The organism is Neobacillus sp. GCM10023253, assembly GCF_042653105.1.
Lineage (GTDB): Bacteria > Bacillota > Bacilli > Bacillales > Cytobacillaceae > Neobacillus > Neobacillus citreus.
Map to the genome: position 1 here is coordinate 48,495 of NZ_JBHSHV010000009.1, position 13,757 is coordinate 62,251.

The window sequence follows — 13,757 nt, forward strand, 5'->3', positions numbered from 1 at the left end:
ATTACCTTATTTAATTTATTATAGCGATGTTAGTTTACATGGAAGTTTCGGAAAAATTACAAACCCTTTTCAAGCGTAAAAAAAAACGATTACTAGGAAATCACGTAACCGTTTATTTAGCCTCCACGATTTTCGCAAACTCTTCTAGCGTGGTTGAATATTTAATATACGTCCTTGGCAGTAGATATAGTTCATTTTTTATTCCGGTTTTTGTATAAGGCCCTGGAGTAGTGGTTAGTCCATAGGTGTAATACTTCTTTGTTTCCTCCACTACTTTTTCATCGAAATCTCCAAATGGATATGAGAGAGCAATAACCGATTTACCCGTAATTTTTTCGATTTTTTTCTTTGAGTGGTTTAATTCATACTCGTAATCAGCTATTTTAGATAATTCAGGATGTGTTGCTGTATGTGATTGAATAGAAATGAGCCCTGAACTGGCTAGCATCTTTAAATCCGATGGGGATAATCGATTGGGACGCTCAATAAAATCAGAAATAATAAAGAATGTACCTGTTGGGTTAAATCTTTCTGTTTCCAATTTTTGGAAAATGTAATAAACATTAAGATTATTTTTATAGCCGTCATCAAAGGTGATAAAGATTGGCTTGTCAACCTTCTCCTGATCAGCCCATCTTTCAAAGGTCAGCAATGTAAAACCGTGATCTCTCAAATATGTCATTTGTTTTTCAAAATTCTCTGGTCTTACATAAAGCTCCTTTTGCCCATGACCGCTATATTCCTCAATGGAGTGATAAATTAGGATTGGCACTTTTTTTGCTGCCATTGCCCGGTCAGGAAAAACTAATAGTAATAAATAGGAAACTGCTAACAGAAATTTTTTCATACAATCCCTCTTCAAAAAATGTTTATTCACTATTATTCCACACATTTCTTCCTTCATCCTTTTCTCATCAAACCGCTCAATTTGCAATAATATGTTACTATTTCAAGATTTTCGTCTTGTTTTGATAGCTTTTGTCAAGCGGCAGGAAAAAACCATATCTGATGGTGAATATCTTAGTATCGAACTCATAAAATTCTTTCCGAGATAAATAGAAAGGAATGATTCTCATGAAGTCTTATACACTTAAAGAAGTTTCCAAAAAAATAAATACTGCACCTGGCATCATCCGGCAATGGGAGAAGGAATTAACAGGAATACTCCATATTTCCAGATCAAAACAAGGGGCAAGAATTTATACAGATGTTGAGATTAACCAATTAACCGAAGTAAAGGAACTATTTGCTAAAAAGATCGGGAAAGAAGCAGTTCGGGATGCGCTGCTAAAACAATCCATCGCCAATCATGATACGGAGCCCGAGGAAACAGCCGCTGATGCTGATATTGAGTTTATATCTCCCCCGGAGCCAGTCACATTCGAAATGGTTACCCATTTAACCAAACAGCCTTCTATCCCTGATAACGAAAACAGCTTATCGAATGCTGATTTATTTTTCGAGGTGATGGATGCCTATAAGAAAAACTTCTTAAATGAGGTTAAAGAGGAAATTAGAAGTGTTGTACGAAAAGAAATATTAACTGAGGTAAAAAAGGAGATTTCAAACGGTACGCTTAGAACCGTTAAATCCGTGCAGGATTCCATTTATAAATCTTCAGAAAACACAAAAGAGCAAATTCAGGAACTCTCCGAGACCATTTCGAAAGCTTCGGAGGAAACCTCAGATAAGTTGAGATATTTATCATCCAACATCAAGAATGTCACCATCGAAACTGCTGATGAAGTTTATTCCCTCACAAAACAGGTTGTCGAAACCTCAGATAAGCTATCAAATTACATCGACCAAACCAATAATGAAATTTCCAATTTGGCTGACGAAATCGCAAAGGAACGTGAATTCCTTATGGATGACCGTGAGCAATACCGTCATGAAGTCCAGCAAAGGGAAGCCGCGTTTCAACAAATGCTGGCAAACTATCGAGAGGTTGCCGCGGCAAAGGAAAAAAAGTGGTGGAAATTTTGGAGTTAAATTTAAGATACGGGAATCTTCATTAACGCTGATTCTTTTCGTTGGATATCAAGGTTTTCGGTCATTTTTAAAAATGGAGGGATTGTCATGAATACAGCAGAGGCTGCAAAATTATTGGGTGTTTCAATTAGCACAATTCAGCGCTGGGTAAAACAGCTTGAACTGCCAATGGAACGAAATGAGCGTGGCCACTATCATTTTAAAGATGAGGATATTGAACTGTTTAAAAATATCCACGAACAGCTCCAGAACGGAACCTTATTGCAAGATATCAGCCAAGAAAAGGAAAAGAAAAGTCCACGCAAAGGGACAGTGAAAGCGGTCGAAAACGGTGAGGCATTGGAAAAGCTGTATGCCAAGGTAAAGGAATTAGAGCTTGGTTTACATTCGAAGGCGGATTCTGTTGCCTCCTATCAACTCCTCCAGCATCGCAGGGAGATTGAAGAACTGCAAAATCTTGTGAGTAGCTTGGAGAAACAGGTTGCACAGCTTCAAAACGAGGTAACCAAATTAAAAGGACCGGCACCTGCCGAAAAACCGTTAGTTTTAGAAAACAGTAAGGTAAAAAGAAAAAAGAAGAATTTTGTTAGTTCCCTATTTGGCTTTTGATTATCAATTAAACTGACCGAACGCGGTCCTCAAACGTTCGGTCGTTCTCTTATAAAACGTTTTCAAAAGCATGCATGTTTAAGCCTCTTTTGTTTGCTGTGTATCGAATTCCAGCAGACCCCCAAAGTACGAGATTTCCTTAATGCTGACACCAAGTTCTCCTGTCGGAATTTTCAAGGATAATTCTTCCCCGATATTTTTTAAAAGAAGCTGTCTGCCGACTGGGGATAAAAAGGATATAAAGCCTTTGTCAGGGTCAGACTCCTCCGGAAAGCAAATAACATATTCCTCTGTTTCCTGATCATCGAGATACATAACGGTAACCTTTGTCCCAATATAAACCTTTGGAATTGATGCTATAAAGCTATTTTTTTGGTTTTGTTTTAATATCTCCTCCAACTCCAAAACATAAAGGCTGAAAAAATGTTTCAGTCTTTCCTGAATAGGCGTCGAGGAAATGTAAAGATTAGTTAAATCCTTGATATTTTCCTCAATATACTCTAGCTGTCTTTGGAAGTACTGCTTGTCGGCCTGACCACTATGGTTCATAGTAGATAGCCCCCATACTCGGATTAAACTTCCTGCAAAATTTTGTTGCGTTTTTCATGTTATCTTCCTCCCACATAAAAAATGAACCCTCCAAAATATTTTTGGAAGATCTTAGCACTATATTACCATATTTCAACTTGAAAGTCGCAATATAAAAAGGCCATTCATGGAGAATAGCCTTTTTAGCTTTGAAGCCTATTTGCCGCCAGCATTTGTAAGCGGCAGCTTGGGTTCAACAAGCGGTTTTGTATATTTTTTAACCAAAAAGCTGCCCAATAGCAAGCAGACAATAAATGAAAAACCAATAAGAAATAAATAGACTCCCGAGATGGAACTAAACCCTTGGTCCGGAAAAACGGATTGGACCGGTTTAATGAGAAAACCGTGGAACAAATAAATATAAAGCGTTCTTTCTCCAATTTCAGTAAATTTGAACTGTGCCGATGGAATAAATGTTAAAAAGCTAAACACCATTAGAAAGGTTAAGAGATATTGCAAAGTCCGATATACTCCGGCTGAAATGTGTTCTACCCCCATTGCTGCATAGGAACTGTCACCCAAAAGCCAGGAAACAGCATCTTGAGGAAAGGAATGGCCAAAGAAAATGACAGCAGCCAGGAGGACGACCATTGCCGTCGGCAGTGAATACTTCCCTCTCAGAATCCTTTTTAAATGCCCCTCGTTTAATAGAAAGCCGAGCAAGAAATATGGAAAAAAGACAAATGTTCTCGACAAGCTTAAATAGCTGCCGGCTTCATTAAAATAACCAATGGCCACACCGAGAACAATAGCAAGGACCAAGCCCAGCCATTTCATTCTAGAAAAAGGAATCAGCAAGATGTTCCAAAATAATAGGCTTAATAAAAACCAAAGCGACCAGTGGGGATGGAAAAAATCAACATGAAAGGCAGCTTCTTTGCCATTCATATAGTAGTACACAGAATAGATGGTCTGAAAAAAGAGATAAGGGATTAATAGCTTTATGGTCAGTTTTTTAAAGTAGCCCGGCTTTTGGAATCCCTTAGAAAAATAACCAGAGATTAAAATGAACGCTGGCATATGAAACAAGTAAATAACTGTATACAACGTGAAGAGAAACCCATCTTGATCCTTTAACGGGCTGATTAAATGCCCAAAAACGACCAAGAACATTAAGATAAACTTTGCATTATCAAAATACTTACTCCTTTTTGATTTAGCCATAATATCACCTCATCATATGGATTCAATCAAAAGGTATATTAATATTGTAAAATTAACTTTTGCTTAAAAAATTAAATATCCATTTGGTGTATAAAAAATACCTTTTTATAAACTTACCATTTTTTCATTACAGGAACATGTTTATAAATTTACTTTTCATTTTCAATAAAATTACAATTTCAAGATAATGATAAAATACTCCTGCGCTGATTTTCCTATAATTTACTCCACGCGAAAAAAGAGCTGGACGTCCAGCTCTCATTTTCCTCCAACGATATCCACCAACCGATTGCTGATAATTTCTGCATAGTTTTCCTTTAATTCATTCTCTGATATCTTTAAGTATTTGGAAAGTTCTACAAGGTACTCCCGGTCATACCGCAGCCATGAGGAAAAGCTTCTTTTAACAAATCGCTCAGCTTCCATAAAGGTCGAGAACATCGGCGGGACCTTTTCACCGTTATGAAAGACATAAAACTCCCCGTCACCAGAAGGGAATATATAAGAAATCTCCCCTTTATGATTCTGGTAGCTGCTCCCTGTTTCCGACTCCTTCAGATTAAATTCATTGCGGTCAGCATCGGGTTTAAGCGGTAAGATATCAAATACATTAATAACAAATGTTTCAAAGGCCGCTCTGGTCAAATCTGCCCCTGAAGCTTTCGGATGTCCCCCTCCTCCATACCTTTTAGCAAACTCCGCGACATTCACTTCATCATGAATGGTCCTAAAGCCCATCTTTTTCCCACCCAAATTAAGAAGGACGATCATATCCAAATGTGGATTTTGCGTGTTTAATGCATTCCCCAGCTCTGACATGTTTTGTTCAGCAGGGACGATACCGACACAATAATCTTCCACAAAGGTTTGGACCATTTGCCTGCTTTTAGAATGGATATATCGGTTAATTTTTTGTTCCTCGATATCCAAAATTATGTTTTCTGTTTCGGTAAAATCAAATGATTCCCTGTTCTCCGTTAACCTTTTTATCATTTCCTCTTCAAACTGTTCCCGGTTCATAATATGGAACAAATCATTTAAGCGTTTGGCCTTGATATTGTTATTTTCATCCCATTCCCAGGTATCGTACTGCCTGATTAAGTCTACAAATTCATCGAGCGCTTTGCTTTTATCCAGTCTTCCCTTCTCAATTAGATAGTCGTAAAACAGCGATGTGGCACAGGTTTTTTTTCCAGATTCATATTCTGTTTTGACACTACCCCATTTGTAGTTATTAAAATGCAACGCTGTCACATGATGATCAATCACCTGAATATGTTTTCCAGCCTGAAATCTTTCGGCTAATTTTTTCTCAGTTTCTTCATTTACAGCTAAATCGGTAATGAACGTTTCTTCATTATTATTTTCTTGGTTAGTTATAAAAGCTTCGACCCGCTGATTTAAATTACGATAAGAGCAATAGGATACTTTTGCCTGTTCCCCAAAAGCGAGCTTTGCCAACACCCCGCTGCCAAGGCCATCTAAATCAACATCAGTAAAAAGTTTGACCATTCCATACACCATCCTATATTTTTTCCATAAGGTATATTTTGGTTTTTATTTTATCTTCTTATTCATTAGAAAAGCTGACCCGATTAGAGCCAGCTCCATTCCCCAGTATAAGCTTACGTTTTGTAATATCCTCTTTTTTGACCGTAATAACAAAACCAGAGTGCCTGAAAGAAAAAGAGTGCTCCCCAAAATGGGGCGGGAATAATTATCGTCAAATTCGCCAAATTCGCCGCATCTCCCGCAGATTGCGGGCTTAGTAAACTTATATAAAATATTTCATATGCACTTTGAACCGAATCCACCAGTAATATGGAGGCGATTAGCATCAATAAATGATCTCTAAATCCTTGGCTCCCTTTAATGAGCAGGAACAGGAACCCCGCAGCAAATGAACTGAGCCAAAAGATTCCATATGGGTTACGTACCCAGAAAAGGAGATTAATAAAAATGAATCCCAATATGATATCGATCAATAGTATCTGCTTTTTCCTTCCAAGTAATAAAAAGAAAAGGAAGGCTGAAAATGATGCAAATGTATAACCCGCCAAACTGGTAAAAAAACTGCCAATCCAAGTGGACTGATTACTATACGTGGCACCTTCAGAATTCATAAATAACGAAATTCTTTCTACATTACCGCTCAGTAAAGCCACGAATGCATGTCCGGACTCATGAATTAATGTATTTATCATCCGAAAATAATTCCCCATAAACGGAATATGAATTAACAGAACGCTAGTCACGAGGAAAAGAAAAAACTTCGCACTGAATTTTTCACGAACAAAGCTCAATTGGCATTCTCCTCTGTTTTAAAAGTTTTCATTATTTTCTATATTTTACCACTATTAATTAAAAAAGAATAACAATAACCACGCCATTTTGAAGCCGCATATCTTTTGGACAATTTTTGAAAGGATTCGACAACCAACAACTTATGTGTTAACATTAAGTTGTTACATCCCAAAAAGGAGGGAATGAGATTGATAGAGTTTAAGAATATTATTAAAAAATATCGATCCAAAACAGTTATAAATTCTTTTTCATTAAAAGTTGAAGCAGGACAGCTTGTTGTTTTTATCGGTCCAAGTGGCTGCGGGAAGACAACCTTGCTAAAAATGATTAATAAGCTGATACAGCCAACTTCTGGGAAGATTGTGGTAAATGGATCTGATATTTCTACCGTGAATCCGATTGAGCTTCGCCGAAATATTGGCTATGTCATTCAAAACACGGGTTTATTCCCACATATGACGATTAAGGAAAACTTGGAGTTGATTCCTAAACTGAAGGGTGAAGATCCTGCTGCTATTGAGAAGAAAACGAACGAGTTACTTGAAATAGTAGGGTTAGATCCTAAAGAGTATCTGCACCGTTATCCAAAGGAATTAAGCGGCGGTCAGCAGCAGCGAATTGGCGTAGCAAGAGCCTTCTCCACAAACTCCGACATTATCTTAATGGATGAACCATTCAGTGCACTCGATCCCGTTACACGATCATCACTTCAGGATGAACTGTTCCAAATGCAAAAGGAATTAAACAAAACGATCATCTTTGTCACTCATGATATGGATGAGGCTATTAAAATAGCTGACAAGATTTGTATTTTAAAAGATGGAGATATTCTTCAGTATGACACGCCAGAAAACATCTTAAAAAATCCTGCTAATGATTTTGTTTCCGATTTTATCGGCAAGCGCAGGGTATGGAATAATCCTGAATTGTTAATGGCAGAGGATATCATGATTCCAAATCCGGTTAAAATTACCGCCAAACGGAACGTCCTGCAGGCAATTGAAATCATGAAGGAAAACAAAGTAGACAGTTTATTGGTAACTGACAAGAATAATCGTCTTATCGGATTGGTGACCTTGAAAGGAATTCAATTGTTAAACCGCAACTCAGAAATTGAATGGGTAATGGAGAAGAATGTCCTGTCAGTATCACAGGATGCCAATTTGATTTCCGTTCTTGCAACCATGAATGAACATAAGATTGGTTATGTGCCTGTTATAAACAGTACGGGACAGTTAACAGGTCTTATTACAAGAAGCAGTATTTTATCTGCACTAAGCAGCCAATTAATCGATATGGAGGTGGCCTTTTAATGGGTGAATTATGGAACTATGCAAGTAACAACTATAACCAACTCCTTGAACTTTTAGGACAGCATATATATTTAAGTGTCATGTCTGTTCTGATTGCTACCGTTATTGGAATTCCACTTGGAATATTGATTTCCAGAGAGCCAAAGCTTTCTAAACCAATCATAGGCACTACAAATGTCATTCAGGCGGTGCCAAGTCTGGCCTTGCTCGGATTTCTAATTCCATTTATCGGCATCGGCAGTACCCCTGCCATTGTAATGGTGGTATTGTACTCCCTGCTTCCAATTGTGAAAAATACCTATACAGGATTAACCAATATTGATCGAGACATTCTGGAAGCCGCCAAAGGCATCGGTCTGACCAAGAGTCAAACAATGAGAAAGGTGCAGCTGCCGCTGGCCTTCCCGATGATTATGGCGGGTATCAGAATTTCAGCCGTTACGGCTGTTGGGTTAATGACGATTGCCGCATTCGTCGGAGCCGGCGGACTTGGTTATCTTGTCTTCTCTGGTGTGCAAACGGTCGACAATGCCATGATTTTGGCAGGTGCGATTCCGGCATGTATCCTTGCATTATTAATCGACTTTATTGTCGGAAAGCTTGAGACCTCCCTATCTTATAAGACAAAACAATCGTCTGCGTCGAAAACAGGAAAAACAACAAAAAAAATCATTCTTTCTTTTGCCAGTGTCCTTCTCGTCATTGCCGGCGTCTTTACCGTTTATTCAAAGGCCCAGGCTGGCGATAAAATTGTCATTGGTTCGAAGAATTTCAGTGAGCAGTTGATTCTTGGTAATATGCTTGCCGACTTAATTGAAAATAAAACTGATTTAGAGGTTGAAAGAAAGCTGAATCTTGGCGGTTCTCAGGTTACCTTCAGCGCCCTTAACAGCGGCGATATTGATGCATATATAGAATATACAGGGACTGGCCTTGTCAATATTTTAAAACAGCCCCCACAGAATAATCCGGAACAGGTGTACGATTATGTTCAAAAGGAATTTAACAAAAAGTACGGGATTAGATTATTAAAGCCGCTTGGTTTTAATAACACCTATGCACTGGCTATTCGTAAGGATACCGCTGATCAATACGGACTGAAAACCATCTCCGACTTGGCCAAAGTCAGTAACGAGTTAATTATGGGACCGACAATTGAGTTCCCAAATCGAGAAGACGGATTAATCGGTCTCTCCAAAACGTATAATATGCAATTTAAGGACGTTAAAGCCGTTGACGGCGGCCTGCGTTATACAGCGCTCGACAATCACAAAAGCGACGTTATTGACGCTTTCTCTACCGATGGCTTGATTGAAGCCTTTAAGCTAAATGTGTTAAAGGATGATAAGAACTTTTTCCCGCCTTACTATGCAGTTCCAATCATCAAGGAGGAAACTTTAAAAGAACATCCTGAACTGAAAAATGTTCTTAACAGCCTTGCCGGCAAGATCACAGAGGATAAAATGAGGGAACTAAATTATAAGGTTGATAGTCTAAAACAATCCCCAGCAAAAGTTGCGAAGGAATTTTTAGAAAAAGAGGGATTATTAGACAAATAAAACAACAGGAGGCTGACAAAACGTCGCCTCCTGTTCTTATTCCTGTATAAAATGAACCACCCTGTCATAGGTTTCCTCGCTGCCAATCACGAGCAATACATCCCCTTCTAGAATAAGCGCGTACGGTCCTGGAGAGATTACGAGGCCTCCCTGTCTTTTGATCCCAATTACTGTGCCTCCAGTGTTTTGCCAAAATTTCAAATCCGAAATAGTCTTGCCGATATGGCTGCAGGTTGGAAGAATTTCTACTTCAATCGGGGCAAGCGGATTCGTGTGACGAAGTTTCCCTGAATAATCCAATATTTTTCGAAGCGTATCAAACAACTGGTCATCCAGCTTATTTCGTTCCAACATAAGTGTATTCATTTGTTTTTCTAATTCCTTAATGCTAGCCAGATTCGAAAAACGTGAAATATATTTAAAAGCATTTTCACGGGATGAGATGACAATCCCGCTTCCCTTTGTGGACTGGACAATTTCCACATCCTCCAAAATTTTGATGGCCCTCCTGACTGTTTCCGGAGATACCTTGTAATCACTAGCCAATGTCGATCTTCCATGAATCTTATCGCCAACTTTAAATTCCCCATCGTAAATTCGATTGGCTAAATCGATGGCGATTCGTTCATATGTCGGTATTTGTGCCCTTTGCATAAGAAGCCTCCACAAAGTTATTCAATATAAGTTACTATCTATTCCAGTATTACTATACATTTTTAATAAGCTGTTGGCGAGTGCCGGATACATACTCGGGTAAAATCGGAACATAATGGGCATAATATCAGGCAGGACTCTTGTAAAGAGGTGCAATTATGTGGCGAAAGGTTCTTGCTGTTTTAAGTACGATTTTTATTTTATTTATGGCTGTCCTATTTATTATATACATTATGAAGGGGGACTCAACCAGATGGCAGGTAGCTCTCGGTGGAATACTAGTCAGCGCCCTTCCACTTTTTTTATTGCGTTTTAAAAAGAATCCCTTCAACCTTCCCATTATCATAGGGTATTATTTCTTTTTATTTTGCACGTTATATTTAGGGTCAATCTCCAGTTTTTATTTACATTACAAATGGTGGGATTCCACTCTTCATTTTTATAAAGGGGTGTACGTAGGGATTGTGGGAATTGCCTTATTTAAGAATATGATTACAACGAAGGCTCGAAATGATGTCTCCTCTTGGATTCTTTTCCTTTTCGTCCTCTCATTATCCGTTTTGGCCAGTGCACTATGGGAGATTTACGAATTTTTAGGAGATATCACCTTTACGCACACCATGCAAAGAGGCGGGAATAAAGATACGATGCTTGATTTGCTATTCGGTCTTGCAGGGGGTATTCTCGTGGCTGTTTATGCAAAAGTTAGAAAACAGACTGTGTAGGTTGGGGTGGCATATATGAATCGAAAACTTGTCCTTTTATTAAGCGGATTATACGTAATTTTCATGGCAATTTTATCTGTCTATTATCATAATCAGGGGCAATCCTTTAAATCAACCGTAGCCATAGGCGGCATTGTATGCGGTGCAATCCCGCTTCTCTTGGCGTTATTTACAAAACTCCAATTTAATCTGCCCATCGTCATTTCCTATTTAATTTTTTTAGTGGGCTCACAATATTTGGGTTCTATTCGCGGCTGGTATGGGCTCGGCTGGTGGGACACCTTTATGCATGTGGTCAGCGGGGCAATTTTAGCTTTTGCCGGCATCGCCTTATATGAACGGCTGATACACAGGTCCGCCGGAGAAGATATATCTCCCTGGTTTGTGTTTTTATTTACGTTATCATTTGCCGTTCTCGGCGGTGTGCTATGGGAGGTTTATGAATTTAGCTGTGACCAGTTTTTGGGGATGACTCTACAAGGCGGAGGGAATAAGGATACGATGACCGACCTAATTGCGGACACCCTTGGCGGTTTAGTGATTGCGATATGGTCCGGGATAAGGACAAAGATAAAACTGAACAAGGGAAGATAAAAGCAGCCCCAATCACTAAGGCTGCTTTTTAACTTATACGGTCACCGCTGTAAAAAACTCCTCATAAATCGCCTTTACAGCTCTTTTTTCATCAACTGATTTCACACCAAACATCATGCTAACCTCGGATGAACCTTGATTAATCATTTCGATATTAACCTTGGCTTTTGCCAAGGCCTTGGAGGCTCTGGCCATTGTCCCTACATTTCGGCGCATTCCCTCTCCAACTACCATGATCAGAGAAAGTCCATGGACAAGCTTTACTTCATCTGCGTGTAGTTCTGTTTTAATACGCTGCAGAATTTCCTTTTCCATTTCCCCGTCAAACTGGTTTTCTCGTAAAATCACAGAAATATCATCTATTCCTGACGGCGTATGCTCATATGATAATCCGAAGTCTTCTAAAATCCCGAGAAGTTTACGTCCGAAGCCTACTTCACGGTTCATTAAGTATTTGCTCACATAAATGCTGCAAAAGCCTTTATCACTGGCAATCCCGATGGCTGGCCCGTTGGTGTTTTCCCGCTCAGCCACAATCCTCGTACCTGGGGCACTTGGATTATTAGTGTTCTTGACATGAACTGGGATTCCCGCACGGAAGGCCGGCACAAGTGCCTCATCATGCAATACACTAAAACCTGCATAGGAAAGCTCCCGCATTTCTCGGTATGTTAATTCCTTTATTTCCTTTGGTTTTTCAACAATATAAGGGTTAACGGAATAAACGGCATCCACATCCGTAAAGTTCTCATACAAATCAGCCTTTAAAGCATTCGCGAGAATGGAACCAGTAATATCGGAGCCGCTTCGTGAAAAGGTAAAAACTTCACCTTCTTCGCTGTAGCCAAAGAATCCTGGAAAAATTAAAATGCCAGGCTGATTACGGAGTGCAAATAAGCGTTCATATGCTTCAGGCAGTGCCTGTGCATTTCCCGGTTCTGGGCTTACAACCAGCCCAGCCTCTTTCGGATCGACATAATAGGCCTCAACTTCCCGCTTGCGGAAAAATGCTGCCACCAATTTGGCATTATTATCTTCACCAGCGGCTTTTAACCGGTCTATGTAACGATCAGGCTTATCCTTGTCACCGTTCAATCTTGCGAATAAATCATCCTCGATATCTGCAATGATTTCTCCTGGAAGCGAAAGCTCCTCTGCAATATCCCGATATCTTGCTAGAACGGTGTTAATTTCTTCTACAGGATTACTGTTTGCCAGCGATTTTTCGGCACATGTTATTAATAAATCAGTTACTTTTATATCTTCCGGGTTCCGCTTACCCGGTGCTGATACAACAACCACTTTTCGTTCAGGATCTGACATGACAATTTGGAATACCTTTTCAAGTTGTTTTCCTGAAGCTAAAGAGGAGCCCCCAAACTTAACGACCTTCATTCTGACATCTCCTAATTTTTAAAAATATAAACTTAATTTTAGTACAATTTTGAAATTATTCAAGTGTTTTTTCCGTTATATGTGTACAAATGTTCATTCCAGGTGGACATTTACAAAAAACGAGAAAAAAACAGTGCATTTTACGATAAACACACTGCCTGAGTGAAAGCTTATTCTCCGCGGATTAGCTCAATAAAATGGGCAAGAATTCTGGCTGTCAATCCCCAAATGACTTTATCTTCATAAAGATAGAAATATTCCTCCATCCCTCGTGCACGCCAATTATAATTCTCACCGCCAACAATCAAATCAAACGGAAAATTTTTTTCCGGCTCCATTTTAAATTCAATATGATAAACTTCCGGCTCTTTTTCAAAAAAGAAGGACAACGGCACGGTAAATACTTCTCCAACTTCAGATGGATTTGGGTTTACCTTTTCCGGATTCTTTATGAACCCTGCATAAGGATATATAATCATGCCAAAGGGCGAAACCATGTAATCAAGCGGATAGACTTTTGATATCTCTTCTCTGTCAATCCGGAGTTCCTCATTTGTCTCACGGATGGCAGCGGCTTCAGCGTCCTCGTCATGGGAATCAATCTTTCCGCCAGGAAAACAGATTTCACCCGGCTGTCTTTTTAACTGAAGAGACCGAACCTCAAATAAGACATGAACTTCATCACCTTTTAATACTAGCGGCACCATAACTGCATATTTTGAAAATTTCTTGCTCCCTAGTATTTCTGGAGTATGCTCCTTTAATTTTGCTAATATAGCTTCCAATTTCATTCATTTCACCTCTCACAAAAACCTCTATCTAAAGCATACCATTTTTATTAAAATAATCCTCCTTAAATG

General features: G+C 39.1%; 14 protein-coding genes. 6 read left to right on the forward strand and 8 right to left on the reverse strand.

The features are described from left to right. Positions 1–112 precede the first annotated feature (112 nt). A complete protein-coding gene (locus tag ACFPA1_RS12990) occupies positions 113–847 on the reverse strand; it encodes a polysaccharide deacetylase family protein (RefSeq protein ID WP_213145222.1) in 735 nt (244 codons plus the stop codon). 227 nt (positions 848–1,074) lie between these two features. Between ACFPA1_RS12990 and ACFPA1_RS12995 the strand changes: the two genes are divergently transcribed. Continuing rightward, entirely contained in the window at positions 1,075–1,992 is a 918-nt protein-coding gene (locus ACFPA1_RS12995) for a MerR family transcriptional regulator (protein ID WP_213145221.1), read from the forward strand. 87 nt (positions 1,993–2,079) lie between these two features. Beyond that, entirely contained in the window at positions 2,080–2,601 is a 522-nt protein-coding gene (locus ACFPA1_RS13000) for a MerR family transcriptional regulator (RefSeq protein WP_213145220.1), read from the forward strand. Positions 2,602–2,679: 78 nt separating this feature from the next. Here ACFPA1_RS13000 and ACFPA1_RS13005 read toward each other — a convergent pair whose 3' ends face one another. From ACFPA1_RS13005 to ACFPA1_RS13020, 4 genes are all read right to left on the reverse strand, one after another. Continuing rightward, positions 2,680–3,150, reverse strand: coding sequence for a GreA/GreB family elongation factor (locus tag ACFPA1_RS13005; RefSeq protein WP_378583540.1), 471 nt, complete (start codon positions 3,148–3,150; stop codon positions 2,680–2,682). 195 nt (positions 3,151–3,345) lie between these two features. Beyond that, complete coding sequence (locus ACFPA1_RS13010; protein WP_378583542.1) at positions 3,346–4,353, reverse strand: acyltransferase family protein; 1,008 nt, start codon at positions 4,351–4,353, stop codon at positions 3,346–3,348. A 258-nt stretch (positions 4,354–4,611) separates the two neighbouring features. Further along, complete coding sequence (locus ACFPA1_RS13015) at positions 4,612–5,865, reverse strand: DHH family phosphoesterase (protein ID WP_213145217.1); 1,254 nt, start codon at positions 5,863–5,865, stop codon at positions 4,612–4,614. Positions 5,866–5,978: 113 nt separating this feature from the next. Further along, complete coding sequence (locus tag ACFPA1_RS13020; protein WP_213145216.1) at positions 5,979–6,656, reverse strand: M50 family metallopeptidase; 678 nt, start codon at positions 6,654–6,656, stop codon at positions 5,979–5,981. Between the two features lie 189 nt (positions 6,657–6,845). On the opposite strand from ACFPA1_RS13020, the gene ACFPA1_RS13025 reads away from it, so the two are divergent. Beyond that, positions 6,846–7,970, forward strand: a complete 1,125-nt coding sequence (locus tag ACFPA1_RS13025; protein ID WP_213145215.1) for an ABC transporter ATP-binding protein — start codon at positions 6,846–6,848, stop codon at positions 7,968–7,970. Continuing rightward, the gene (locus tag ACFPA1_RS13030) at positions 7,970–9,529 is read left to right on the forward strand and encodes a glycine betaine ABC transporter substrate-binding protein (RefSeq protein ID WP_213145214.1); all 1,560 of its coding nucleotides are present in this window, start codon (positions 7,970–7,972) and stop codon (positions 9,527–9,529) included. Before ACFPA1_RS13025 ends, ACFPA1_RS13030 begins: the two co-directional genes overlap by 1 nt. Positions 9,530–9,565: 36 nt before the next feature. On the opposite strand, the gene ACFPA1_RS13035 is transcribed toward ACFPA1_RS13030, so the two are convergent. Further along, the gene (locus tag ACFPA1_RS13035; RefSeq protein ID WP_213145213.1) at positions 9,566–10,183 is read right to left on the reverse strand and encodes a TrkA C-terminal domain-containing protein; all 618 of its coding nucleotides are present in this window, start codon (positions 10,181–10,183) and stop codon (positions 9,566–9,568) included. Positions 10,184–10,341: 158 nt separating this feature from the next. On the opposite strand from ACFPA1_RS13035, the gene ACFPA1_RS13040 reads away from it, so the two are divergent. Both ACFPA1_RS13040 and ACFPA1_RS13045 read left to right on the forward strand, forming a co-directional pair. Then, entirely contained in the window at positions 10,342–10,908 is a 567-nt protein-coding gene (locus tag ACFPA1_RS13040) for a membrane-spanning protein (protein ID WP_213145212.1), read from the forward strand. A gap of 15 nt (positions 10,909–10,923) precedes the next feature. Then, positions 10,924–11,502, forward strand: a complete 579-nt coding sequence (locus ACFPA1_RS13045) for a hypothetical protein (protein ID WP_213145211.1) — start codon at positions 10,924–10,926, stop codon at positions 11,500–11,502. Between the two features lie 33 nt (positions 11,503–11,535). On the opposite strand, the gene ACFPA1_RS13050 is transcribed toward ACFPA1_RS13045, so the two are convergent. Both ACFPA1_RS13050 and ACFPA1_RS13055 read right to left on the reverse strand, forming a co-directional pair. Then, a complete protein-coding gene (locus ACFPA1_RS13050; RefSeq protein ID WP_213145210.1) occupies positions 11,536–12,897 on the reverse strand; it encodes an aspartate kinase in 1,362 nt (453 codons plus the stop codon). A 170-nt stretch (positions 12,898–13,067) separates the two neighbouring features. Then, complete coding sequence (locus ACFPA1_RS13055; RefSeq protein ID WP_213145209.1) at positions 13,068–13,688, reverse strand: NUDIX hydrolase; 621 nt, start codon at positions 13,686–13,688, stop codon at positions 13,068–13,070. Positions 13,689–13,757 lie beyond the last annotated feature (69 nt).